Raw genomic sequence first — 26,089 nt, 5'->3', positions numbered from 1 at the left:
CAAGGTGGATGTTGAATCACCGGAGAAGCTCGTCGTCACATCACAATCGATTCATCGATCACGGGACGTGCTCTAGTTGCAGGCTCTACTCCCGACACGACGGACGTATACCAGGTCTGCAAGCCCCCGAACTCCGCAGAGGCGTTTGTCACACCCCAAGCACTACTTCCATCCGGTTAGGATGATGGAGGGCGAGGGGGAAATGTCTGCCAACTGGCGCATTGCAGAAGTGGCTCCGAACCTGATCGACTTCCGGAGAGCAACCCAAAAGCGGACCTCGTGAGCCATGCATAACGTGTTTATGTGTCGCGGCCTAATAGTGAGGAAAGGTTTTCACGCGTTTCGAAAAATGCCTCTTCAGGCAGACAAATAAGCTTGGATCCATGCCTTGGCCAACCGGGAATAGGGCGCATTGGGCTTCACTAAATCGCGCAACCTCGAGCGGATTTCGTCGATAAAGTACCCGATTTTTTTTGCGATCTTGGCGTCAGTATCAATGTCGTGACGAAGTTCGGCGCGCATTTCCGCCGACACAGTCGCGAGTTTCGCGTTCTGACGACCGATCCGGTCGTCCAACTCGAAAGCAACTTCCCCAAGACTAAGAGCGAGATCGAGGAGGAATTCCATATCGTGCAAGAGTCTCGTGCGTGCCTGGACTAGCCCGAGCCGGTTCAGACCGTAGACTTGAATTGACACCATCCCCATAGGACTGATCCCAGCCTCCTTGGCGGTAGCGGCAAGGCGCTCAGGATCATTGATTGCGTCGGGGAGCAGCGCTGTTTGCCCTACACCAAGCGGCTTTGGATAAACGAGACTGACGAGATGCTCTCTGTCGACATGAAACACAAGATGCTCATCCGGATCATCGCGGCAGGGGTCCAAGAGGAGACGCCTTTCCGCTTCTAGATCCTCGCCTCGTATCATAGCGCGGACTACCCCGCCGATCAGTGGAAACGCACTTTCCTTACCCGTGAGGAGGCTCTTGGAGCGATCAAATTCGCCATTTTCGAGCAACCCGGGTCGACCGTCGGCGCGGGGGCTGGGAATCTTCTGCAGTCGGCGGCGGTTACAATCGATGCAACTCGGCAAAAGGTTCTGCCAATCCATTGCAAGCCACCAATATCCTCGATGGTTTTCAACTCGATCCACCTCGCCCTTGGGCCGATAGTGTTCGACATCGACAGGTTGTGTGCTTCCGAAAAAGGTTTCGCAGTAAGCGCATTTACTGTGAAAGAGCCGTTCGAGGGCGGTCTTGACAGTCGCGTCCTTGTAGCGGCCGAATTCGAACGTCGACCTCATTCCCAACCCTTCGTAGTGTTCGATCGCCAATTGCAATTCGGTTTTGCCGTCGGAGGGACGCGGCTTGTTCAGGTTCGCTGGTTCTGGAACCGTGGTTCGATCAACCTTCCTCATTCAACCAATCCCCGTAGGTAGGCTGCAATTTTTTCCTTCGCGTAGTCGCGAGCTTTGATCGCCGACAGCTTGTCCTTACTCCGTCGCTCCGCCACGTAGCTGGCCACAGCCTCTCGGACGACTTGCGTAATTTCTGTGCGCCCGAATGGCAGCGCCTCTTTGATTTCGTCGACGAAACGCTTCAGCGCAGCATCTTCCTCGCCGCTAAGACGTGGCCCATTTTCCTCGTCCGCTAGCTTTTTCTTTGCAAGGATCGTCGGGATGATGGAAAATGCATCGTCTGTCCAACGATCGTCTGTCGAGAACAGCTGGAACAGGTTCGAAGTCAGTAATTGTTCGACGGTAAGTTCTTCGATGTTGTCGAAATCTGCGACGCGCTCGACGATTTCCGGTAAATTGCTTACATGGTTCGTGCCGTCGTTCTGATACCGGTTCAGCATCATGACTTCGCCGTTGAACATCCCCCTCAGGCAGAGCGGATCGTGCGACGTGACCACAAAGGTCACTCTCGGCATCGCTCGTCGAAGGCCGGCCATGATATTGAGCTTCCAGCGTGGGTGTAGGTGGGCCTCGATCTCATCGATCAGGACGATCGCCTCAGACAGCCGTGCAGTGTGCGCTTCCGCCGAATCCAATTGTTTGCCCAATCCCTGCGGGCGTTCAGACAGGCGCGCCTCCATAAGACCTTGGAGAACGTCACAAACGAGGGCGAGGACGGCGCGGTATCCAGACGAGGCGATGTCGAGACGCTGGCGGACGGTGAAGGTCGAACGGTCCTGCCTTTGCTTTTTGATATTGATGTAGCAATGATCCGCTTCGTCTCCTGGTGCGCGATCGATTGCGATGTCTTCGAATTCCCCATCGATCTGGATAATGTGACGCAGCGCGCTGACGACCTCATTCAGCACCATAGGCTGGGCCTTGGCGAGAGACTGCAACCAATCTGTGGGATTCGAGATCTCGCGATCCTGGCGAAATAGCGTATCGACATGGCGTACTTCTCCCCGCCGAGCCTTTTTGCCGAAGAGCCGATGCGAGCCGTAGGCGAACAGCCTCGGTCGCGGTAGGTTTTCGGGTGACGGATAGACGACGCCGTCCCTTCCCAGTGTTGAGTTGAGATGCGTATCGTTATGAAAATTCACGAGAATTTCCGACGTGACGGCGGTAGTTCCTTCCTCCGCTCCCATATAAAGGGGGTTGAGTGTTAGCTTGGCGGGCTCAAGTCCGAGTTTATCCAACGTTGCCTGGGGCAGACAAGCGATCGCAATTGCCTCGAGAACGCTGCTCTTGCCCGTCGCGTTTTCCCCCAGGATCAGCAGGCATGGGGCCTCAGGCGCATCGCTCGCCGAGTGCAAGTTCGGCAGAAGAGGCTCTCGCTTATGCAATTCGCGTGGAAGCGAGAAGGATATGTTCTCCAAAGACTTATAGTTCTTGATTTCTACCTGCCGCAGTCGGGCAAGAGAGGTGCCGGCAGCCGGAATGGTATCCACCCCGCGATCGAAAGAGAGCGATGGAGTCGCCGCTCGCTCGTCTTCTTCGCGAATTCGCTCGACCGCTCGCGGGTGCCACAGACCTAGATCGGTCTCGGTCGACCAAGCCATCAGTACACCCCTGACAGTGTCGGCTACCCGCGGTACCGGAACCGCTTTCCGGATCCGGCGTGGCAGATGTCCGGAAATCCGACGCAACAGAAGCTGGTGAGCACCTCCGAATTCGGCTTCGGAGAACGTGAGATCTGAATCGGCGAGGGTCGGCGTGGGGCTAAAAAGCAAGTTTACCTGTCCCTCCAGTGCCTCCTTTCGCCGCCTGACGAGATCATCGCGGTTCAAGTTGAAATGTTGGATCGTTTCTGCGGCCCTTTTGCCTTTCGCAGTAAGTACCCCATCGAGTTTTATGCCAAAAGATCGCCATGCATGCCGAGGCTCACCGGGATAGTAGAGAATTGCTCTTTCGCCCTTAGCAGGTTCGAGGGCGAACAAGAGCTTCTCTGGTTCTTTCCACGATGCCGGCACCCGGGCTCTATTCCCCGAGACCGGAAAGCTGGCCTTGTCAGATGGAAGGCAGCCTTCGCAAATCGGAAAGAAGTTGTTCCAATTGAAAGCGAGCCAGAGATAGCAGGATTTGTCGTCCGGACCTTTGCCAGGGCGCGCGTAGGCGGGCGGACGGAAACGGTAGGTCTGGAGCACGACGGACTTTTGTTCGCAAAATGCGCATTTCCCATGAGACAGCCGAGTCAGTTCAGACAAGATGTCGCTGCCTAAAGGCTGTTTCCACACTGGCGGAACGTCCGTCTGACGCCGCTCCCCACTCGCGAGAGCGTAGTAGTTCAAAATCTCACGAACCGGCGCACCCAGAGCGCTCACATCGAGCGAGGCTGGCCTTTGCTGATTTCGTCCAGCATGATCGAAAAAGAACAATTGCGGCCTCCGTTACAAGATAGGTTCTCTATCCTTTGCCGGACCCCGATCGGTATCAGTGATCAGGCGCAGGCGAGAATCCACGGTGGGAACATTGCCCTGGCGAACGGTGAGCTTGCCACCCAACTCAGAGCTCTCTTCGGCGTCGGTCCCGATTGTCGCAAGCGATCGCGCAAAACGCGAAAGAACGCCCTCGCGCCATCTATTGCTGTTCTTGTAGGATTTGGTTTCGGTCCTGGTCAGGACCTCAGCATAGGTCAGCGCAGCATCTTCCGACCCGGCGGATGGTCGATCATAATTTTCCGCGAACGTCAGCAATGTGTCCTCAAGTTCGGGCAAGAGCGAGAGGGCGCGACGCCATCGATGTTCGTCGAAATCAAATGTTTCGACGAGGAGCCGTCCGGCTTCACGCCCGTATCTGGGGAGAGTTGCTCGATTGTAGTCGCTTCCATTGCAAGGTTCAGTCCGCCCTCACGTGAATTGTCGAGGCGAATTTCAACAATCCGTTCGGCGTAGCCTGGAAGGAGGGACTGGAGCGTGTCTTGCCACTCCCTTGCGGTTCCAAAGATTGCGTCGAGGAATTGAGGTAGGTTTCTTATCGGTCCTATGCGCAGATCTGTGCTTTGTCGCCATTTGTCGGGAAGCGACACCCGTTGGTCGGCATGCCGTTCCGCATCCCACGCGACCAACGTGATGCCAAAGGTCGGACGGTTCGGCAAAAACGTGTCGAAGAAGTGAATAGGAAAATTGCTTGAAATGCCACCGTCGGAAAATAAGCAGCGCCTGACCTTCTCTGCGCTGTTCTTCAATTGATCGTCGTACCGGTAGAGCGGAACCGCGCTAATAAGTCCTGGAAAGCTTAGGCTCATGCGGGCGACAAGCAAGACGGGGAAATCCGGACCGATGGGAAGTGGGTAAAGGTCCTTAGGAATATCGGAGCCCGCCACGTCGAGGGGCGATTGATCGCCGACGAGGTAGTCGATCACCCGCTTTGGGAGGAGCGCTTCGAATTCTTCCTTGCTAAAAAAGTGATGAGCAGTTTTGAGAGGCAGTTGGAACGGCCGTCGCGACGAGAGATCGGTCGTCACCGCGGCGACGGTGATGCCCCTTTGTTCCAGTTGGCCGACTGTAAGAGGATTCCCAAGACAGCCGGCGGGGGCGTTTCCCGCTATCCGATCGATCTTGTCGCTGAGCCATTCGGTCAGAGCCGGTTTCTGGGATTGTGCAAGCCCAGAGCAAATCCCGAAATCATTTCTTGGCAGGTCAACGAACACCGCACGGCCAATGGCAAGGCATAGTGCGAGCCCGGTGACGAAGAACGCTGTCACGATGCCGAGGATGGCAAGGGCCAAGTCGCCTCGCAACCAGCCCACGAGTAGCATTGCGAGACCAGCGGTGACGGGCGCTAGAATGTGCCAAGGGTAAACCCTAAGGACGGCAGCGGCGACCGCAGCTACTTTGGTACGTCTTTTCGAAGGTCCGACGGTGGCCAGCAGAATCTCAAAAAGCGGAGCAAGTCGAGCTGTCGGTTGAAAGAGGTCCCGCATGTTAACCGCGAGCTCCTCGGCGAGATCGCGTATCTGCTCGAAGCCCGTAAAGTCATTGCCATTCAATGAAGATTGCCGACAATGCTCGGCGGCAGCTGCAACTACAGCGGCAATAGCACCTGCCGAGGTGCCGCCGACGTTGCGCAGCCGGTATTTCCCAGCGATCTCGACGACAGGCTGTGGGTATACAACTCCAGAGGTGATGCCACCTTTCATGATCAAATCACACTCGATCATAGGTACCCCTCAACTATCTGTTCTGATCAGATACTTCTTTGGACTTGTTGTCCATTCCAACGCACGTTTTGGTCAATTCCAAAATCATCGTCATCATCGACCAGGTGCTGAAGAAATCTGCTCGTGGGATGCAGACGCACGGTGGATCAACCTGCAACAATTGATGTCGTCGGGCTCGCCAGCTCTGTTGAAAAATCGAGAGCCAAGTTTAGGGACACGGGGATCACCGCACCTGAGTGCGTTCTTCCCGACAGCGGATGAAGACTTCCTAGGACGTAGACTCATTCCCGCAGGCTAAGGCGGAACTTTTTCTCGCCCGCCACGATGATCGAAGCTGCAATCTCAGCGAGCTTTGACTCAAGCTTGGCGTCACCGTCATCCTGCCAAGAAACCGTATTCTTGCGGTCGAAACCAGGATCGATCCGCAAAGCAAGCGGGGTTGATGCTGACAGGTCTGGTGCCGGCCGCAGTTACCCCTGCTGACGGACGGTGCGGTGGTTGCCGACTATTCCAATGTCCAAACCGACACATGTGTCTCCGATGGCTGCTCGCGCGTGAATCTCTCCATCGCGCTCGTAGGCATCACCGTCATGGTAGCGCTTGCTGAGCGCCAAAAACAGCGCATTGAAGATTTTCAGCCGCCGCTTGCCAAGTGGATTTGACCTGCCACCGGATTTTCATCCAGCCACAATTAGAGCCTCGGCGGGTTTTACGCCGTATGGCGCGGGTTGAGCAACGGGCGATCGGCGGAGCTGGTCGGGGTTGCGCAGCCGATCGTCCGTTGCGGTGAGATTGACGGCATAGGCCGCGGGCGTGAGATATCCGAGCGCTGAATGTGGGCGTGATCGGTTGTAGTCGTCCCTCCATTCGGCAATCGTCGTGCGGGCATGGTCGAGGCCGAAGAACAGGGTCTCGTTCAAGAGTTCATCCCGCATACGCCCGTTGAAGCTCTCGCAGAAACCGTTCTGCATCGGCTTTCCCGGTGCGATGTAGTGCCATTCCACCTGGTGGTCCTTCGACCAGGCGAGCATGGCGTTCGAGGTGAATTCCGTGCCGTGATCGGAGACGAGCATGCCGGGCTTGCCGCGGCGGGCGATCAGGTCCGTCAGTTCGCGCGCCACACGCCGGCCCGAGATCGAGGTGTCGGGGATCGCCGCCAGGCACTCTCGCGTCACGTCGTCGACGACGTTGAGAATGCGGAAGCGCCGGCCACAGGCGAACTGGTCGTGGACAAAATCCAGCGACCAGCGCGCGTTCGGCTTCGCCTCAACCAGGATCGGCGCCCGGGTGCCGACCGCACGCCGTCGCGCACGCCGTTTGCGCACCGCCAGCCCTTCCTCGCGGTAGAGCCGGTAAATGCGGTTGATCCCCGCCGGCTCGCCATCCTGCCGCAGCAGGATGAACAGCCGCCGGTAGCCGAAGCGGCGGCGTGCGTTGGCGAGATCACGCAGCCGGCCGCGCAACTCCGTCTCCGGCGGCCGCCGCGGCCGGTAGCGGATCATCTTGCGCTCGGCGCCGACAATGGAACAGGCCCGACGCTCCGACAGACCCAGCACGGTCTGCAGATGCGCGACGGCTTCGCGCTTGGCGGCGGACCCTACCATTTTTTTGACAGGAGCTCGCGCAACGCCGAGGCTTCCAGCATCTGGTCGGCCAGAAGCTTCTTCAGCCTGGCGTTCTCCTCCTCCAGCGCCTTCAGCCGCTTGGCGTCGGAGATCCTCCATGCCGCCATACTTCGCCTTCCAGTTATACAGCGTCGCCTCGGAGATCCCGTGCTTGCGGGCCACATCGCCCGCCTTCGCCCCCGCCTCGTGCTCGCGCAAAACCGCGATGATCTGCTCTTCCGTAAAGCGCTTTCTCTTCATCTGTCCGTCCTTCAATCAGGCCGGACTCTAATCAAAGCCGGAGGAAATTACCCGTGGCAGGTCAGATTGTCGAACTTGGGTTCGTCAAAGATCCACTCGCGTTCTGCATTTTTTTCGCGGCGACGCTGCTCCTGCTTGAGCAGTTGAACGAGCCCTTTGTGGGGCCTGTCCAACGTCTGCGGGACAGAAACTTTGCCAATCACCTTCAACTCTTGTGCGTGGAGTTCGTCGAGGTCTTCTGGAACCAGAGCGGATGCAAATGGCCCATTGGATGCAGAGGGGCTGCAATCGACAGCACCTTTTTGAAGCGGGCGTCGACACTTGCTCGGCCCATTTCACCGGGGCGCCGCGGTGGCGCCTTGGGTAGTGCTGGCACCCTCTTTCCTGCACGGATTTTGTTCCAATAGCCTTGCGGCGGCGACGCTACCCCGCATCGCGTCAGCAGCTTCTTCAGGCCGACGTCGGACAGTTCGAGCTTCGCCGCCAAGTCCCGCATCGGTGCAGACCAGGCGAACGCAATCAGATCGTCGGGCAACACAAGAATGTCTTTCTGCCACACGTCGGCTTACCTCCATTTGTTCAGCCAGGTCGCTTCCGACACGTCTTCGCAGTGTCGATATGACAGGGCCAGCCACTCGCACTGGAGGTCAAGCCTGGCATTTCCAACGCGCACTCGACCGTGCCAGGAATGCGCTTCTATCATCAAACCAGCGGCAGATCGGCCGCAGCTGCCGCTTGCCAGCGATCGGGCTCAATGCTGCTTCTGTAGGGGATACCTTGCACCAGCCATGTCCGTCCAAGCGAAAGACACGCCGGTTTGTTGCAGAAGAGTTTGAAAGCGCCGCCGTGTCGCTCGAATCAGTGCCGAGGTGGGTACGACTCCGTCGACCACAGAAATGAAGATCTGGCGGGCGGACCTCATTCGGATCGTGCTGCACTAGTGGCTGGAACGAACGCCTCTTCCGGTTCGAACGATCGACGAGGATCGGTTTTAATCGTCCGAACGAACCTCGCCGCCAAACATTGTATTGAACCTGGTTAGACAATTCGTAATCGCAGGATTGGCCGTCGTCATGACCGAGTAGGGACTGGTTTGCCCCGGAAGCAGAGGCTGGTATTCGACCATAGCGGTTGCGGATTTCACATAATCTCCATTGCTGGAGAACATGCCGACCGCCATCAGATTATCAATTGGCCGGTTCGTCTTATTGGTGACCCTGCCGGTGATTTTGATGAAGCCGTATTCCACCTCACATCTCGATCCTTCGATCTTGAGATCAGGCCTTGCCGCGATCCGTTCGGCCTCATTTTTGGCGTTTGCTCTAGCTCCGTTCTCTTGGGCAATTTTTGCTCTTACATCGGACATCATCCGCTGGAATTCAGCAGCTTCAGCAGCTTTTTGTTCGGATGATTTCAGGCTCTCGGAAACGCGGAAGGTGATGACCGGGAGCGTGATCATCGCAATCACGACGATCGCGGCAATTCGTGTCCAATCAGCCGTCAGGAAATCGAAGATGTGGCGAGGGGTCGATCTGGCGACGGGACTATTCGGCATCTGTACCAGGACGGGCAAAACCGGCGCTGCCGTAGCCCCGCGCCTTCCGAATGATCCCCTTGTCTCGTCCATGTCCAGACCGCCGATTCAACATTTCGGCCAGATTATCCCATACGCGTAAATGGCACCCTAAGCTGGACGATAAAGATGTACTTTCAAGGGAAGTATGTTGTGGAGGGCGACCAAGCTGATGCAGGCCCTTCATCCGGCCGGACTCTCAGCCTTCTAACAGCAGTCGAGAAAAAGCGACTTGACCAAAAATAGATGGTCCGAATTCCTTGCGCCATCCGACTTTCCTTAATACGAAGGAGAGGGGCAACAAAGGAGTTCGAAGCATTGACTGAAGAAGCCGATCGCCGTAATGCAGAATTGATTGAATTAACTGCGGATATCGTCGCCGCGTTTGTCCAGAACAACTCGGTTCCCGTGGCGGGACTGCCTGATCTCATTGCTTCTGTGAATTCTGCCCTCTCGGCGCTCGAAAAGCCTGCAGTCGTTGAGCCACCAGTGCAAACGCCCGCGGTCAATCCGAAAAAGTCGGTGCTTCCCGACTACATTATTTCTTTGGAAAACGGTCGCAAGTTCAAGTCGATGAAACGCCACTTGGGCTTGCTTGGAATGACACCCGACGAATACCGGTCCAAATGGGGACTGGCCAGAGATTATCCAATGGTGGCGCCAAACTACGCCGCACAGCGATCGGAACTGGCGATATCGATCGGATTGGTCGGAAACCTGGTGCATCGGTTAAGAAGGCGCCAGCGAAGCGGAAAGCGAAGGTTTAGCCCGACCTTTCGTGATCGCGCAATTATTTGGAATAGCTAACGCTGGTATCTTTCACGGTGGCGGCCCCCACTCGCTAGGCTGGCGGCTATATAGGCTTCCTACCCCACCCGCCCCCAAGAGGCATCGGCCACCTTCCTTTTACTATAGGTCGGGAACTTGGCAGCTTACTTTAAGGTCGGGAACTTGGCAGCGTCCGATAGACTAGGTGTAAGGCAAGGAAACGGAGAACGAAAGGCGACGGCACTCAACCCCGCGGATCTCGTTCAGCCAGAATGGCTGGCTCGATCGCCGCATGGATGAACGCCGCCCGGGGCAAAACGCGCCTCCTCAGCGCCGAGACAAACTATCCAGGCCGCGAGGTGCATTTTGCCGGTCTTTGTCGATACACTAGCGGCGTCGTCGTTTCCCTGATGCGACGCCAGAAGTAGAAGAATTCCGAAAGTCTGAGCCGTCGGGCCAACCGCGACGCTACCAACAGCAGTTGCGAGCAGAATCCGGAAAAGTAACTTCGGCAACGACAATCGCCGCGGAGCTACATTGCCAAAATCACACACTTGAGCGATGATGGCCCAGAAGAGGATAGGGGGCTTCATCAACTTTTCCTTAATCCGGTGCCGGTCAGGCGTTAGGATTGCATTGGAATCGCGTCTACCTTCTTTATCGCCGAAGCTGGCAATTAGAGTTTATCGTTTGGAAAGCTGCGGCTGAGCATAGGGGTAACTCGAGGAGGGAGTATATGCCCCCTTCCCGAAAAGCTTATACGTTTTTAGGTCTGAGCATTGGGGGATCTATGTGCTTCTGGCGCTGCGTGCTGACGTCTGTCTTCTGCCTTGCCCTTGCCAACTGCGGAACGTACGTTCCGAGCATTCGCGAATGGCCCAACGCAAACACGCTTAAAGAAAGCGACATGATCAGCACGATCATCAGAAGCGTTAGCTGCGAGCTTAGTTACACCGTAACGCAAGTGATAGAGAATGACAGAAGGGACGCAAAATATCGAAAGACACATCAGACCTATACGGATTTCCTCAACAACTGGGGCGTTGAGGTCGCGATCAACCTCACGGTTGTCGAAAAGACGTCGGTAAACCCGACGGTCCTTCTTACCCCACCTTCGGCCCCGTCATCGATATTTACTGCGGCTGGCGGACTAACGGGTTCCGCTGAAGCGACCCGTCTGCAAAAGACGAACGTCTTTTTTACCGTGGCGGATTTGTACAGGCCCCAGTTTTTTTCCGTCGACTCCACCAAAAGAGGGTGCCGCGACCCCCGTGGAAACAAGGAGGGCTCCCTCCTTGTCGACAGTGACTTGAGGCTGTCCTCACTTCTTGAAGGTCGAATCGGCGCCACGATACTCAATGTTGCTGACAGCCCGGGATCTAGCGTGCCGATCACCGGACAGAAAAACGTGCTTTCGCAAACCGTGTCCTTCAAGATCGTCACTTCCGGCTCGATCACGCCGACCTGGAAGCTCGTTCGGGCGAGTGTGAACCCCTCCGGAACATTCTTCAGCACAAATCGAGACCGTACCCACGAACTCGTGTTCACGTTCGGCCCGCTTGATAAATCGGTCAAGGGTAGGCCAACGGGCCTTACGCCTTTGGCTGAGGCTACGCATCTCAATACTCAGCTTCAGACCGGGCTCAGAGGCCTGGTTAGTCCCCTCCAGTGAAGGTGTTGTTCGATGGGAAAATCAAGGAAAACAGTTCCGGAAACGCAGAAAGCTGACAAAGCCAAACGATCGAGTAAGTCCCGTACAAAAGACGACAAGAAGACAAAGAGCCAGGAACGTCTACATTTTGAAGCGTTGGTCAGTGTCAGCGCAGAGGACATAGGCACCCCTGACCAGATTTCTATGATCAAGGAGGCTCTGAGTACCAATCAGCTTGATGAACGCGTGATAACGGAGCTCATGCTTCATTGCGCTTCGGTGTTGGCCTTCAGGCGCTCTCAGGCAATTGGGTTGAAAGAAAAGACTTCGCCGGTCGATGGCAGTTGCTACAAGGGGGTAGGCGGGAGTGACCAAGTTACCATCTGGTCGAACGGGTTTGCAGTCGAAACCTGTTCCCGACAGGAGGCAAGAGATCGGGGAATCCCCGCCTGCGGATAGTGCTTAGGTGTTCGGACTGGCGTTAGGAAGATGAGAGGCCCGAATTGAGGGAGCGTCTTTGCTGAAGAATAAGCCTTTCGGCTCGGGCAAATGAACAATCATGTTGCCGCTCGAGATTGATCTTTTCAGATACAGCCAACCTCACTTTGCTTCAATTACGCGGCCCTCGCTGCTCGGATAGTGTGAAGCATTTCCGGCTTGAGATGTGTATATCGTCGCAACATCTTCCAATCCTTGTGCCCCGTGACCAGCGCGACTTGTTAAATTGTGAACCCAGATTCGAAAAGGCGGCTTGTCCCTTCGTGACGCAAGTCATGGATATGAAGGTCATAGATCTTCAGTTCTGCGCACCCTCGACGAAATGCGGTGCCGACTGACCTGTGATTGAAAGGGAAGTTCGATCATCGTCATTGCTGCGCCTTGCCCGCTGCTCCTCAACAATGGCCCATGCATCGTATCCGGTTGCCGCAAATAGCGGTATGCGCTGATTGTTGCCTTTCTTGTTGCGCGGGTCTTTCCGGTCGCGGATGAGAAGCATCCGCGTGCGAGATTCCAGGTCAGACCAACGCACCTTGCAGATTTCCTCCTGGCGCATCGCGGTCGCGACGGCGAAACGTATGATCTGGCTAACCGGTGCTATCTGACGAGGGTTTGCAGCGAAGTGACCGATGAGTCCGCTGCTTCTCAGCACGCGGTCGGCCAGTTCATAAGTGGAGTTCTGCACATAGAGTCGATGCGTAGCGTCGCTGTTGATGCTCTGATGCTGCACTTTTGCATTCTGCTGACGAAGCATATGAACGCCGGTCAGCCAAATTGTCACCGCGTCGAACGGGCCGGAGGCCTGTAGCGCGGGGAGCAGGTACGGATCGTTGCAAACATCCGACTCCACGAGGACGCAAGAGGCGCCCACGGGCAGCGTCAGAGGGCCGGCCTCGTGTATATAGGAACCGGCCATCCGCTTGACCGTCATCCGGCGAACTGTCGGTGCGTCAATGCCGGCTTTGCGCAGCGTTTCTTGCGTTTCGCTCAGGCAGGCGGCATTTTCGTCCAAGGCAACGATTTGCAGATCGGGACCGAACATCGCGCGTAGCGCCACAAGTCCGTGACCGCTGCCACAACCGATGTCGAGTATCCGTCCGGGTTTCGCCGTAGCGAGCAATTCGGCCAGCCAGTGGTACACGCCATTGTCGAAGTGATGCTGCGCCGTCGGCCTCCCGTTACGGGCATACACCACCTGCGCTGCCCTGTACTTCTCGTCGTGCTTGGCCTCGTCGATCGCGAGATGGCATTGCTTGTATTTACGGCCGCTGCCACACCAGCATTCTTCGTTTCGGCCAGGCGCCATGCTTTCTCTCCTGTTTCCTGAGTCGGCCGCTGGCCGCTCGTCATTGCATAAGCGAAGGGGAGCGTCTTCAGCACCAATTTCCGCCGAGGGAGGCAAAGGCATGCCCCGCAAGTCCGGAGTACCTGCATTCTCCCAAGAATATTGGAGCTGCGAGTCAAATACATTTGTGAAGGACTTTGTCCTAAGTAAGCAAAAACTCTGGGGCCGGCCATTTCCTAAATCAGTCGCATTCGGTATCGTTCTTGAATGGGACGACACAGCCAGGGCCAAAATGAGAGGCGTACCATTTCGCACCTATCAGCGTCCTAACCAACGGATTTCGGAGTGGGCGGAAGCGGAACTCTCAGAGCCGACTAAGGACGCGATAGCCAGACGCACACGAGGGCAGTTAGTGACGGTTTCGCCTTGCAGGTTCGTAGCGCTCCCTCAAGAGATCGAGCCGGGTCGCGTCTGTCGGGCAATTTCCGACCCGCGACCGATGCCGAGTAAACAGCTACCGGCGTGGCCGGCGAGCGGGGGGACGTGACACAGGACGTTCGTATCGAGGATCTTCGCCCGCAGTTGGTTGTCGTCCCCTATCGCGTGGCGGACGGCGTGAGTGCGGAAGCGGTCATTGAGGCGGTGTCCGATCGCTGGGATCATCTCATTGGCGTGAACTCGGCGACGGGAGGCATACGCAAGGACGTGAGCAACATCACGACCATGCCGTCATGGTCCAGCGAGGGGTGGCTCATCACGGCCGCACACTATGCAGTAGAACGACCACCAGCGTGGTTGCGGCGCCATCGTGGCGCAGCCGAAGCCAATGACGAACCGCCTCTCGTCAATCGCACGCACCACTTGGCGCTCGTTGCCGTGCAGGATGGCCTCGCGGCCATCCACGCGACTGAGGATACCCCGGTCACGAACCTCCGCCTCTGGCTCGCCGACGGGCTCGTCGGGGACGTCTTTTCGGCGGATGTGCCGCTCGCGCTCGTTCAGCGCGAGTTGCTCGAACGGACGTTCATTCGGGGCACGTCGAAGCAGCTCTGGATGCAGGGCATCCACCAGCCGACGACGTTCAAGCCCGACCGGAAAATCATCTTTGGCCGCGATCTGCGCGACGCCATCGACTCCTATGGCGACCAGACCTTTGATCCCAGTGGCGTCATCTCCGACATCACTGCCGCGGACGCGGCTGGGATAGTTGCACCTGTGGTCATGGAGGACGGCGAGGAATGGAAGCCGCCCCGACGGATAGGCCTCGCATTTGAACATGGAAAACTGTGGACGACGGCGCCTGCGTCGTTTGCAGGATTTCGACGGAGTCTTGGCGACCTCTTCAATCGGATCCGAGCCACAGAGGGGAGTCCGTTGGTGGCCGAGCAGGGCCGCAACCAGCACGGCTTTCGACTCCTAGCGCAGTCGAGACCGAATAGTGAGCTTGTGCTGGCGCACGAACCCATTGAGGTTTACCTTGGCGCGCTCGCCGACGAGAACGTGCGCGTCACCGCCTATGGCGACCACAATCGTGAAATCGAGGAAAGGTGGGTCGAGTCTGGCAGGGTCGAGCTCGCCGCGCCTAGTGTAACCGCCGAATTTACGATGGCGGTCTATATGTCGGACCGCCGCCTGGTCGACCTGCTCGTTCGCCCGGTAGTGATTGGCCGTGACAGGATCGGTTTTCAGGTCGCGGCAGACCACTATCACGTTGAGCCGGACGATCGCGATCTTGTCCTTTTCGATGAACTGCAGCGCGACCTCGATCGTCGCCTTGCGATCTGGTATGCGAGCGGTCACGTCATCCAGAGCGCCAAACTGTTCAAGCCGGAGTGGCGTGATGTGCCGTTCGATTCCTGGCTCTGGTGGTCTTTTGGGCGGAACGGCAAGCCGTTTGACGTCAGCAAGGAAAAGCCGTCCGCAGGACTGAGCGCGATCGGCAAGGATAATTCACTGTTCGATTTCATTGTTGCCACAGCGAAGCGGTGGTTCGAGCCCCAATCAGACTGGCTCGCGATCTGCGACGATGCGGCTGGCGAAATCGCCGACTTTATCCTGCTGGAGCCGGAGCGCCGGCGCTTATGGCTGATCCACGCAAAGGGCGCATTCTCGGACCGCGAGGGACGCGAGATCGCGGTTGCGCCTTTTGAACAGGTTGTGAGCCAGGCGAAGAAGAATGTCCGATTCTTCGACGCTGGGGCGCTCGCCGCAGAACTCGGACTCCGACTGGAAAGCATAACACCCGAACGGTCGGGACCGCCATGCTGGCGCAATGGCGCGCCCGCGGACACAGACAAGGTGCTGAGGGAAGCCATCGCCTTTCTCAAGTCACGGCCGGCGCTAAGGGAGCCGACGGCGGTGGTGCTGCAACCCCATGTTCAGCGGGGGGCGCTTGAGGATGCAGAGCTTGCCCAGGAAAAGGATCCTGGAGGATCAACGAAGGCTATGCTGCTCCTGCGGCTCAAGTCCCTGCTGGCTGACACCGAGATCACGTTCGAGCGTCTCGGCGTACGCCTGCGCGTCTTCGGGGACGAGACTGAGCGAAGCGCGAGAATCTCCCGAACGCCCACCCTCTCACCACCAGCTAAGAGGAGGCGGAAGTCGGCAAAGGCTACCTAGACGCCGAGGACCTTGCGCGCGGCCGCTGCCGCTCCGGCAGCGTCGAACATGAGAGACGAGTAGCTCAGCCGACGGAGATAAGGGCTCAACAGGTAGTCGAACTTCTCGACGCGTGTGTCCTTGACGTTTCGCGCGAGTTCGGCAACGGGAGGCAGGCGGGTATCAGGTGCCTCCCAACCGGCAATCTGCTCGAGTGCAGGGCCGAGGGCTCCCGCATTGTCGACTGTGATGGCCGTGGCGATCGGAGATGCCGAAAGCCCTAGAAAGCGCAGTGCGGCAATAAGAGTCCGCTGGGCGGTCGCGCCGGCCCACGGAAAGACAATCGCGCCACTACCCCGTTCCAGTACGCCATTCTTGTCTAGACGGAACTCGCTGAATGCACGTCGTCCTGCGTCGAGGCACGCGGCGGCACGCTTGCCGAGCCTGACGTTCAGCTGTGCTGAGAGATGGGAACTCTCAAGGTAGAGTTGCTCCATCCGAGCCACAATCTGTTGCGAGGGAGGAATCGGAGAACCTGCAAACCGCGGCGCGTTACCGCCCTCGCCACCCTCTACGTACACCGTTGGCGGGGAATTCTGCACACGTTGAACGGTCCACTGACGGCCGGCGAAAAGGATTCGCTCGCCCGCCTGAATGCCATGTCCGGCGGGGATCGTTCCGAGTTGAGTGGGCCCCGCCCGCACGACATAAGTGGGACCCGACCGGAAGGCCGCGTAGAGTTGCGGTCCCTTGCGGAGCGACTCCATTCCCGCTGCTACCCGCACGAGAGGGTCCGCGTCCGCTTGCTCCACGGCGATCAGGTCCCTCGTCGCTAGGCTCGCAAGAACCGACCGGAGCAACTCGCCGTCGATAGCCCTGAACGGGCCTGCGCCGATGAGGCGGTCGGACAGCTCCGACAGGCTAATCTCTCCCTCGCCGATGACGACCGATAAGGACTGCTGAATCAAGGTGGACAAGTTGGGCAGATTTTCAGGGGGAGCCTCGAAGCGACGCTCGCTGGCGAGGGCAACCTGGGCAATCGCCTGTACAGTCGGAAGGTGCAATCGTTCGATGGGGTGAAGGTCCTGACCGGGTGCGGTCTCGCGGATATACATGCGGAGGGCGCTGACCTTGCCGGACTTTCGTCCCGATCGTCCTAGTCGCTGGCGTAGCGATGCGACGCTTGGGCCAGCGTCAATTTGGCCGACCTGCTCGATGGCGCCGATATCGATACCGAGTTCGAGCGTCGGCGAGCATACAACAACAACCTTTTCGCGCTTCTCATCCCGCAATGCGCCCTCGGCATCACTCCGAATGGCTCGCTCGAGGGAGCCATGATGCGGATAGACCTCGCCTCGCGATGGATCATCCCCAGCGGCCTGCTTAATCGAAGTAGCAATGAACTCCACGAGACTACGCGAGTTGGCAAAGATTAGACTCTTCCCGCGTCCGAGAAAGTCCTCGGCAACTGCGCTTGCGATCTGCTCAAGTGCACTTGGTTCCCGCTCGCCATCTGGCAGAACGCGCGCTTCCGGCTGGTAGTATGCTTCGATGTGGTAGCTGACCTTGGTGAGAGCGGTCTGGTCGGCGGCGATTTCGACGGATAGCGGGTGGTCGAGCCGGAGAAAGCGTTGGACGTGCGGAAAGATGTCCGGATCGAGCGTTGCCGAGATACCGACCCGGCGAATGCTGCGGCCCAATTGAGTTTCGATTCTCGATATGATCGACTGAAGCTGCACCCCTCGCGCTGTTCCGAAGAAGGAATGGATCTCATCGATCACGATTGCCTGAAGGGGACCGAAGAGCGTCGTGATGTCCTCTCCTGGGCGGATGAACATCGCCTCCAGCGATTCCGGGGTGGTGATGAGCACACCATTCGGAAGGCGCCGCGCCCGTTGCTTGGTGGCGCTGGTAATCTCTCCATGCCACGGCGTCACCTTACGGTTCGAGGCGGCGATCATGCCGCGTAGCCGCTCGTGCTGCTGGTTTATCAGTGTTTTGAGCGGACAGATGTAGAGGACCTCGAACCCATGAGGAACTGGTTTCGAGACGAGTTCGGAAAGGAGCGGCAGAAAGACAGCCTCAGTCTTTCCGGTGGCCGTCGGTGCGGTTACGATCAAGTCGCTTCCCGGCTTCAGGGAGAAGTGTTCGATCACTTTAATCTGAATCGGTCGGAGTTTCTGCCAAGCCTGCTGCGCCGCCCAGTCCCGCAAAACGGGGTTGAGCATGGCCAGCACCTGCAGATCCTGTCGACGCATCAGCCTCATCCCCCCTCAAGAGTCGCACTTTCATCCTACAGCCGCTGTGATTCAATGGCAGCGACTCCACTTCCCTAAGTAATGGCAGTATAGCTTCAACTGTTACGGGGAGGGCGAAGTGGCTTTCGTATTGCGAACGCGGGATGGAACGCTCGACGACGAGGACATGGCGATCTTTGACGAGCTCAAGGGCGCGCTCTCGTTGCCCTCGCCACAGATGCTGTTGCATCTGCATGGCGGGCTGGTTGATGAGGCCAGCGGTAAGGCCACCGCACAGCGTCTGGCGGGATCGGCACCAGACGGGTTGGGGCTTGGCCCCGAATGGCAGCAGGTTTTCGTCGTGTGGCGCACAGGTGCGTTCGAAACTGTGCGCACCAACTGGACGGATCTTTTTGACAACGACGCGCTATACCGGACGCTGCTCAGGCGGCTGATCGGTTTTGCAGCGCGCAAGATCATCTTACCAGCAACGGCCGGTCGTGCCCCTGGCGCGAATGCTGGGCTGCCGCGTGCCGAGATAGCGGCTCGGCTGGACGCGAAACCTCACGGAGACCCATTCGCAGATATTGGGCAGCTCGTCGATGCCGCGACAGCGGGACCTGGCCGTGCGCTCTTTGCACCGCAAGAATCGGAGTACAACCTTTCTCGCGAGTTCCAAAGGGAGATGGAACGGGACCGGGAGTTCAATGATGCTGCAGCAGCCCTGGCCGCGGCGGTTTCAAGCGCGCAAGGCCGGGGTGGCATGATTGCAGATGCCAGCGCGTCGGTTGGTGCGGCCAGTTTGAGGCGTCTGTCGCCCGAAATCCGCGGTGAATTGGACGGCCGAGCGCACGACGTCGAGGGTGGACGCGGCGGCACCATTGCGGTTGCCTTCGCGTTGGTCAAGCATGCCGGCAGCATTGTGCTCCGGATTGTGCGCCGGATGCGGGCCCAGCGTGATCATGGTTTCTACGCAACCATTGTCGAGGAGCTGGCGCGCGAGCTCTATGGCGATCTCGTCGGCAGTGCAGTGTGGTCGATGATGAAGCAGGACGCCGCCGATCATTTCGTTGGAGGACGGCTGGGTCACCAACTGCTCAACGCCATTCCTCCCAACTGTCGCCTGATTGTGACGGCCCACAGCGCCGGCTCGATCTGGCTGGCTGAACTTCTCAAGGCTTTACCCGCTTTGCGCCCCGACGTTCGTATGGACGTCTTGCTGCTCGCGCCAGCTGTACGCATGGACCTCTTTGCGGAGTCGCTGCGTGTCGGCGGTCCAGCGATCGCGCGCCGCCGCATCTACACCATGTCGGATGAACTCGAGAGGGCGGATGCTGTGCTCGGTCATGACAAGGGCTATATTTACCCATCGTCATTGCTCTATCTGGTTTCGGGTCTGTTCGAACAGGAGGGAGCGACGGCTTTTCCGGACGCCCCGCTCGTTGGCATGCAGCGCTTCCTTGCGGGAAACACGCCCTGGCTAACCGAAGAGGGGCAGGCCATCGCTGCCGATGAGGTTATCCGCTTCTTTGCTCCTCCAACAGAGGCGATCGTCTATGCGCCGACTGTCGCCGCGAGTGCTGCCGGATTCCGCACGCAAGCCAACAGCCATGGCGGGTTCGATGACGAGGCCGAGACGATCGCGAGCCTTGCAACCTTCTTTGCCTGAGGGGCGTGGCCTTGAGCAACTTCGCGGTGGTCGTCGGTATCAACCAGTACCCTGCGAGTGCGAACCAGCCGCCGCTGTTTGGGGCAGTGGGTGATGCGGCTGACTTTGCCGAATGGGTCCTGCACCCGGACGGGGGCAACGTCCCGCCGGCTCGACTCTATTACTGGACGTATCCCGCCACGGCAGCCGCGCCCGGATCGCGCCTTGCCCAATTCCTCGCCGCACCGACAGCTTGGTGGAACGGGGCGCCCGTCGTTCCAGACGGGACACGGGGACCAAACGTCGACGAGATCTTCGAGACAGCAAGTGAGGCAGCAGGAATTGCGTACCGAGAGCGCGTCGACCAGCAGCAGGATGGGCGGCTGTTCGTCTTTCTCGCCGGTCATGGTGTGCAGGCGAAGACGAGGGTCGACGTGGAGCCTCAAACCTGCTTTCTAGCCAGCGACTATCAAGGGAACTTGAATGCGATCCGCGGACTGCTGCCGACAAAGGATCTGAGGGTCGCGATGGTTAGCCTCGGCTTCGTCGAGGTGTTCATGTTCCTCGATTGCTGCCGGCTGAACCTTGTTCGAGCAAATCGCGTTGTGCGTGCGCTGAATCCAGACGATACGCCGTACCCCGACGATGCGGTATGGGGGGCTGGCTTCGCCGCTGACAAGAACAGCGTCGCCTGGGAAACGCCAGAGATCAATCCGACCCGGGGTGCATTCTCGAAAATCCTCATCGAAGGCCTGCGGCGGGTGCGCGACGCGAACAACCGGCTTACCGTCCACGCGCTCGAAGACTACGTCTTCAATCGCATTGATGCCGTCGTCCACCCGCGTAGGCAGAAACCGCTCTTCATCGGCGATAAGGCGCTGCGGGATCTGACGCTGGCCAGTGCTCCGGCCATCCCGCTGGATACCGTCAACGTTACAGTCCATTTTGGCACCCTGACGCCAGGAACAAAGGTGCTGCTGAAGGATGCCGAGGGCCAGACGCTCGCGACGTTCTTTGCCACTGTGGCGGACCAGCAATGGCCGCTCGAGGTTGGGCGGCTCTATTCGCTCGAAACCGAGGATGGTGCGGTCGAAACGGGGTTCCTGCACGGTGACGAGGGGGGCAGCTATGTCATCCTCTGATGCCAGCGCACCGCTGACCGGCATGTTGATCGTGCAGGGGCATCCAGGTTCGGAAATTCGCGTTCTGGGCCAGGATTTCGCCGTCCAGGGTAGGGGGACCGTGTCCCTGACGCTTCCGCTCAAGCCCGGCCTCTACGTTGTCAACTGGAAGACTGCCGAGGTTATCCAGAAGGAAATTGTCCGTGTTCACGCGGGGCGAAAGCGCATCGTCGAAGCACCCGTCCCCGCCAGTATCGTGCCCCCGGTGTCCGGCGAGACGCGGGCGGACCTCGAGAAGGCTCTGAGACCCTCCGAAATCCGGCGCGGGCGGTCGGACGTGGTGGTCCTACTCGACGCGCCGCCGGGTCCAACTGTCGACCTCGGAATTCGGCTGTTTGCCCCGGACAACATCGGGACCGCGATGCGCTCTGACGGGCGAGGCGTAAGAGAGGCGCAGGAACACGCGAGCGAAAGCCTCGTTGCACGTATTTATCACGTTCGTCCCGGCGTTTATCGACTCCAGTATCGAAGCACGGCTGGCGAACTCCTCAATCAGAGCGTTCCCGTCATGTCAGGGCGCCAGACGATTGTCTTCATCCGGCAGGCCGAGGGCCACGTCCTCATGCAGGATGGGGACGGTCTCGCCATGCGTAGGCATCTTGGCGTTGAGCCCGGGTTGACGACGATCGTGACCATTCCGCGTCGGGAGCCGATTGAGACCCATCTCTACACAACAAGGTTCGCCTCGATTCTGCTGAGTGACCTCGCGAATAGCCGGACCTCGCTTGGCGCCGATCTGATGACAACGGTTGAGGCTGCGGATTGCGATCCGCTGGTTAAGCTTTATGCCGCCGCAGTGATTGCGAATCGCCTAGAACTCGAGACATCCCCCAGCCTCGACGTCCGTTATCCAGAAAAATCGGCCGAGCAGCGCCGATTCAGGAATGCTTGGTTGCGTCGGGCGCTGGCGCTAGTCACACGACGCGCCGTGAAGGGACTTCCGGAAGACTTTCCCATCGTTCGGCGCCGATGCAAGGACGGACTCGGACGCTCGGAAAGGGTGCCGGCGCTATCCAGTCCGCCGATTCTACAGGTCAGCTGGAAGTGGGCCATTGCGCGCAGTTTCAATCAGCCGCAACTGATCCCGCAGAGCTACAGTTTCCGAGGTGCCGAGCACGGATCGGTCACGGCGCCGCCTTGGCTGATCTGGAGGCCCGCTGCAGCCAAGGCCGGTCAGCCTGAAGGCGGCACTGCGAGTGCGGCAAGCTTGCAGGAAACTCTCGGCAGGCTCGTGGAGACCACTTCTGCCCTCCTCAGGACCGGCGACGGAACGAGGGTCCAGCTGGAGACGCTCGATGCACTGCCGCTGGAATCAGGAGCGTTTGCCAATACGGCAGTCCAACTCGCCACACGGGCGCATTCCGCGCCTGACGGATTGGCGCGCGAGCTTGCTGATACCGTGCAGGTCTCAGCGAGAACCCTGCACTCAGTGGCTACCCAGGCTTTGCTCGATGTCGAGGAGGCGCTGAGCGTCGTCCAGGGGACAAGCACCAAAAGGAGTGCTCCGCCACCGGGTTCGCCGGTTCCACCTGCGCTGTCCCGGCCGGTTGCCGACCCTGACGATCCAAACCGCGGGCGTTTTGGGGGCAATTCCGAGGTGGCGGGGGCAAGGCTGAGCGCGACTTTTCGCTCGGTAGAGGGAAGCACGGACTGGGTCGACCTCTCCCTAAAGGTGACGCATGAGCAACCGATTTCAGGCGAGGTTGCGGAGTTCTTCCTGCATGAGACCTTCGATCCAGACCACGTGGTGGTGCCGTTTGCGGGCAAGACAGCGCAAATTCAACTTGCGGCCTATGGCGGGTTTACGGTCGGAGTCTGGCTCCCGTCCAAGCAGGTTGAACTGGAACTGGACCTTCGCACCGTACCAAGGGCTCCGAGCATCATCCGCAACCGATAGAGATCGCTCTCAGATGGGCGCCGTGGCGGGATTGGATAGTAAGGGAGGTGACATCAACATGCGATCAAGCGGTCCTGAGAATTCACTCATAAGTCAATTGGTGACCGACGGTAGCCACCCCGAACTTCAGGCGACAGGGGGCGGAAACGCTACCGCCGCTGGCGTCCTTTTTCAGCAGAGTCTGGCTGCGATGGTCGGCACATGGATGCTGGCCGATGCGCCGATCGACCCCCATTTCGGCTTGGGACAACCCAAGCCAATCTGGTTACGGCTTGAGACCAACGCCCCGGTCGACGACCTGCTGGTAGCGACGTCGGATGAGGGATACCTGGCGTTCCAAGCGAAAACCTTTCTTTCACTTTCCAGGAAAGCGGACAGCGCATTCGCGAAGACGGTGGGACAGTTTGCCCGGCACTGGCTTGCAGCGAAGTCGGGAACTGGTGCCGCCGGGTGGGATCGACCGCTCGATGCGGCGCGCGATTGCCTCGTACTAGCGGTTGGACCAACAACGCCTGCATCAGTGCGAGTTGACCTTGCCCAAGCGCTCCGGGCGCACGCGCAGCCCGGCGCGGCAATTATGACTAAGCAGCAAATCAAGGCCTACTCGGACTTCGACTATTGCTTGCGCTCCGTATGGTCCACGCTGACATCGGATGCACTTACGGATGAGATCATTCTTGAGATAGTAAGGCTGCTCAGGATCTACGTGTTCGATCCCGAAGGGCACGACCGCGTCGCCCTCGTTGCCATGTTGATGACTGCCGTACCGAATCCCGCTGAGGCCCCGGCGGTCTGGAATCTTTTGGTCAAGCTGAATGCCGAACTGATGTCGGCCCGTGGGGGCGTGACATCAGATGAACTGCGCAGCACCTTGGCTTCAAGGGGAGCCAAGACGGTCGCGCGAAGAGATCCCAGCGTTGATGCCATAGAAAAAGCGCTTCGTGGGATCGCTCCATTCCTGGTCCTGCCGGGCGTGCTTTCTGTCGCAGCGTCACTCCAGGGGATCTATGTTTTCACCGACGTCGTGGCAGGAGTCCTCCGCCAGTGGGCAACCTTCGAGCAGTTGTTCTGGTCAGAGGCGTTTGCACCGCTCTTGGCCCTTTTCGATCTCAAGCTTCAAAGCCAGTTGTTTCGGGGGCTAACGATCCCGACTGTGTGGGCCCTAATTGGAGTGCGGCTCTATGTCTTTGGGTCGGCCAGATCGAAATCAGCATGGGAGAGCCTACCTGCGCGGACCCCTTGGTGGTTGAAGGCTGCTAGCGTGGCTGCGCTCGTCTATTTGCCGGCGAGTTTCTACATTTCACTCAACCTTCAGGGGATGTTTGAAGGGTATCTGGCGCCTGACCCGATGATGACGGTTGGGATGACCCTTCCGCTGTTCTTGACGTTCCTCGTTGGTCTCGGAGGATTGTACTGGCTCATAACGAGGGTTGTCGGATCGCTACCCTTCTCATGGCCAACGTTGCTCTTTCTGGGATACGCCTTCCTGTTGCTCGGTTTCTTCTTGCAGTACCAGTCGTACCTTTCCGGAGCAGCGGCATCCTGGACGATTTTTGGGCTAGACAATCCATTTGAAGCTCCAGCCTTGGCCGAGGTCGATGAGTATGTAGTGCTGTTGCTCTACATACTCTTCGCGATGCCAATATATCTCGTTGGTCGAAGAACCGGTCGTCCCGTCGCCATCGTCGCTTTGGGCGTGATCGGCATTTTGGGTCTCGACGTGGTCCTAAAGGCATTGGTCGCCGCAACAGCCGGAATTACAGCGACGTAGGTCGATTGCGGGGTGCTGGTCAGAGTCAGCTTTTCCGTTAGCGGGCCGAACTCGGCGGACACATGATGGACTGGACGGATAGGAATTAGAAACAAGTGGTTAAAGCCGAGCAGGCGCTCGTTCGGCTCGATCTCGCAGGCGATATGGTGCCTTCCCTCGATTGGTTCATCTATGCCTTCGTGCGCAAGGAGGCAGTGATCTCGTCGCAGATCGAGGGCACGCAGGCATCACTCGTGGACCTTCTCGCTTTCGAGGCCGACGAGGGGCCGGCACCCAATGCCGATGTGGAAGAGGTCACGAATTATCTCGACGCGCTCGCCTATGCCCGCGACCAGCTTGCGTCGAAGGAGGGGCTGCCGATTTCCATGCGGCTCCTGAACGAGGCGCACAAGCGATTGATGCGCGGCGTGCGCGGTTCGAGCAAGCAGCCCGGAGAAGTGCGCCGCAGCCAGAACTGGATCGGGGGGAGCCGGCCAGGCAATGCGGCCTACGTCCCGCCGCCACCTGATAAGCTTCCCCAGCTTCTCAGCGAATTTGAGAAATACATCCATTTCGACGACCCGCTACCGAAGCTGGTGCGGGCGGGTCTTCTCCATGTGCAGTTCGAGACCATTCATCCCTATCTCGACGGCAACGGGCGGATAGGGCGGCTCCTGATCGCGCTGCTCTCGCAGCACTGGGGCTTGCTGAAGGCGCCGCTCCTCTATCTCAGCCTGTTTTTCAAACGCCACCGGGAAGAGTACTACCGGCGCCTCAATCTGGTCCGGCTGGAAGGGGACTGGGAGGGCTGGATCGACTTCTTTCTCGATGGGGTCGCCACGATTTCAGATGAAGCCGTCGCCTCGGCGCGGGAACTGTTCAATCTCGTATCTGCGGACCGGGTGCGACTACTCGAAGCCCAGTCCGCCTCCGTCTCGGCCGTCAGACTGTTCGAGCAACTGCCGCGTCATCCGATCGTGAGTGTTGCCTCGACCATAAGGTTGATCGGCGCAAGCAAGCCGACCGCGATCCGTGCGATCGCGGCTCTTACCGAAGCCAACATTCTCAGGGAAACCACGGGGAGGAAGCGCGACCGCAGCTTCGCCTATCGCGCCTATCTGGAGTGCCTGCGAACCGGAACGGAATTGGACAGCGGCGGCTGATCGCTAACAACCGCTAAGTCACACTACACAAAGCTCACATCCTAGGACCGCTGCATGAAAGCCCCATCGTGTGCAGCGTCCTTGCTTAGGCGCGGAACCCTACGGAATGATACGGGAAGAGTTTTGATTTTGGCCCACGAAAAAGCCAATGAAATCAACGTTCCGGGCACATCCTCCGGGCCCACCAAAATTATTCAATATCAACGAGTTATGGTCAACTTCGCTTAGAAGTGGGCCAATCTAGATTCTATGCCCCAGGAGTCAGGTGCATCGACTCAATCCATGAGCGGGAAGGGCGACTTTTGCCTGCTCTTCAATTCTATTGTCGTCCTGTTCGTCAGTCGGGTTTGTGCAGCCATGT

At 58.6% G+C, this 26,089-nt stretch carries 18 protein-coding genes; 9 read left to right on the top strand and 9 right to left on the bottom strand.

Features of this window, described 5'->3' with window-relative positions:
- Positions 1-357: 357 nt before the first annotated feature.
- From AC0L2A_RS20200 to AC0L2A_RS20185, 4 genes are read right to left on the bottom strand one after another with little or no spacing between them, the layout of a single operon-like run.
- Positions 358-1,413, bottom strand: coding sequence for an HNH endonuclease family protein (locus AC0L2A_RS20200; RefSeq protein WP_473610298.1), 1,056 nt, complete (start codon positions 1,411-1,413; stop codon positions 358-360).
- Entirely contained in the window at positions 1,410-3,830 is a 2,421-nt protein-coding gene (locus tag AC0L2A_RS20195) for an AAA family ATPase (RefSeq protein ID WP_473610296.1), read from the bottom strand. The genes AC0L2A_RS20200 and AC0L2A_RS20195 overlap by 4 nt, the downstream gene beginning before the upstream one ends.
- 12 nt (positions 3,831-3,842) lie before the next feature.
- Positions 3,843-4,148, bottom strand: a complete 306-nt coding sequence (locus AC0L2A_RS20190; RefSeq protein WP_473610295.1) for a hypothetical protein — start codon at positions 4,146-4,148, stop codon at positions 3,843-3,845.
- Positions 4,142-5,614 (bottom strand): hypothetical protein, encoded by a 1,473-nt coding sequence (locus tag AC0L2A_RS20185; RefSeq protein ID WP_473610294.1) that lies wholly within the window; start codon positions 5,612-5,614, stop codon positions 4,142-4,144. The genes AC0L2A_RS20190 and AC0L2A_RS20185 overlap by 7 nt, the downstream gene beginning before the upstream one ends.
- 494 nt (positions 5,615-6,108) lie before the next feature.
- On the opposite strand from AC0L2A_RS20185, the gene AC0L2A_RS20180 reads away from it, so the two are divergent.
- The gene (locus tag AC0L2A_RS20180; RefSeq protein WP_473610293.1) at positions 6,109-6,276 is read left to right on the top strand and encodes a hypothetical protein; all 168 of its coding nucleotides are present in this window, start codon (positions 6,109-6,111) and stop codon (positions 6,274-6,276) included.
- Between the two features lie 15 nt (positions 6,277-6,291).
- Here AC0L2A_RS20180 and AC0L2A_RS20175 read toward each other — a convergent pair whose 3' ends face one another.
- The 3 genes from AC0L2A_RS20175 to AC0L2A_RS20165 all read right to left on the bottom strand — a co-directional run bounded on the left by AC0L2A_RS20175 (position 6,292) and on the right by AC0L2A_RS20165 (position 9,106).
- A complete protein-coding gene (locus tag AC0L2A_RS20175) occupies positions 6,292-7,479 on the bottom strand; it encodes an IS3 family transposase (RefSeq protein WP_473610292.1) in 1,188 nt (395 codons plus the stop codon).
- A gap of 205 nt (positions 7,480-7,684) precedes the next feature.
- Positions 7,685-8,038 (bottom strand): hypothetical protein, encoded by a 354-nt coding sequence (locus AC0L2A_RS20170; RefSeq protein WP_473610291.1) that lies wholly within the window; start codon positions 8,036-8,038, stop codon positions 7,685-7,687.
- 432 nt (positions 8,039-8,470) lie between these two features.
- Positions 8,471-9,106: an FxLYD domain-containing protein gene (locus AC0L2A_RS20165; protein WP_473610290.1), complete on the bottom strand. Its 636-nt coding sequence runs from the start codon at positions 9,104-9,106 to the stop codon at positions 8,471-8,473.
- A gap of 264 nt (positions 9,107-9,370) precedes the next feature.
- Between AC0L2A_RS20165 and AC0L2A_RS20160 the strand changes: the two genes are divergently transcribed.
- Positions 9,371-9,859, top strand: coding sequence for a Ros/MucR family transcriptional regulator (locus AC0L2A_RS20160; protein ID WP_473610288.1), 489 nt, complete (start codon positions 9,371-9,373; stop codon positions 9,857-9,859).
- Between the two features lie 868 nt (positions 9,860-10,727).
- Positions 10,728-11,492, top strand: a complete 765-nt coding sequence (locus AC0L2A_RS20155) for a hypothetical protein (RefSeq protein WP_473610287.1) — start codon at positions 10,728-10,730, stop codon at positions 11,490-11,492.
- A gap of 775 nt (positions 11,493-12,267) precedes the next feature.
- Here the strand turns inward: AC0L2A_RS20155 and AC0L2A_RS20150 are convergent.
- Positions 12,268-13,275 carry an SEC-C metal-binding domain-containing protein gene (locus tag AC0L2A_RS20150; RefSeq protein WP_473610286.1) on the bottom strand — a complete coding sequence of 336 codons (1,008 nt, stop codon included), beginning with the start codon at positions 13,273-13,275 and terminating at the stop codon, positions 12,268-12,270.
- Between the two features lie 522 nt (positions 13,276-13,797).
- Between AC0L2A_RS20150 and AC0L2A_RS20145 the strand changes: the two genes are divergently transcribed.
- On the top strand, positions 13,798-15,873 hold the full coding sequence (locus AC0L2A_RS20145) for a hypothetical protein (protein ID WP_473610285.1): 2,076 nt from the start codon (positions 13,798-13,800) through the stop codon (positions 15,871-15,873).
- Here AC0L2A_RS20145 and AC0L2A_RS20140 read toward each other — a convergent pair.
- Positions 15,870-18,110: a DEAD/DEAH box helicase gene (locus AC0L2A_RS20140; protein ID WP_473610283.1), complete on the bottom strand. Its 2,241-nt coding sequence runs from the start codon at positions 18,108-18,110 to the stop codon at positions 15,870-15,872. The genes AC0L2A_RS20145 and AC0L2A_RS20140 overlap by 4 nt on opposite strands.
- A 118-nt stretch (positions 18,111-18,228) precedes the next feature.
- Between AC0L2A_RS20140 and AC0L2A_RS20135 the strand changes: the two genes are divergently transcribed.
- The 5 genes from AC0L2A_RS20135 (at position 18,229) to AC0L2A_RS20115 (ending at position 25,728) form a co-directional block, all read left to right on the top strand.
- Positions 18,229-19,758, top strand: coding sequence for a hypothetical protein (locus AC0L2A_RS20135; protein WP_473610282.1), 1,530 nt, complete (start codon positions 18,229-18,231; stop codon positions 19,756-19,758).
- A gap of 11 nt (positions 19,759-19,769) precedes the next feature.
- Entirely contained in the window at positions 19,770-20,879 is a 1,110-nt protein-coding gene (locus AC0L2A_RS20130) for a caspase family protein (RefSeq protein ID WP_473610281.1), read from the top strand.
- Entirely contained in the window at positions 20,866-22,815 is a 1,950-nt protein-coding gene (locus tag AC0L2A_RS20125) for a pYEATS domain-containing protein (RefSeq protein WP_473610279.1), read from the top strand. The genes AC0L2A_RS20130 and AC0L2A_RS20125 overlap by 14 nt, the downstream gene beginning before the upstream one ends.
- A gap of 100 nt (positions 22,816-22,915) precedes the next feature.
- Positions 22,916-24,586 carry a hypothetical protein gene (locus AC0L2A_RS20120; RefSeq protein ID WP_473610278.1) on the top strand — a complete coding sequence of 557 codons (1,671 nt, stop codon included), beginning with the start codon at positions 22,916-22,918 and terminating at the stop codon, positions 24,584-24,586.
- A 95-nt stretch (positions 24,587-24,681) separates the two neighbouring features.
- Positions 24,682-25,728 carry a Fic family protein gene (locus AC0L2A_RS20115; protein WP_473610277.1) on the top strand — a complete coding sequence of 349 codons (1,047 nt, stop codon included), beginning with the start codon at positions 24,682-24,684 and terminating at the stop codon, positions 25,726-25,728.
- Positions 25,729-26,089: the final 361 nt, after the last annotated feature.

The sequence above is a fragment of the Mesorhizobium sp. WSM4844 genome, assembly GCF_055811775.1.
This window is presented reverse-complemented; position numbering and strand designations above follow the sequence as displayed.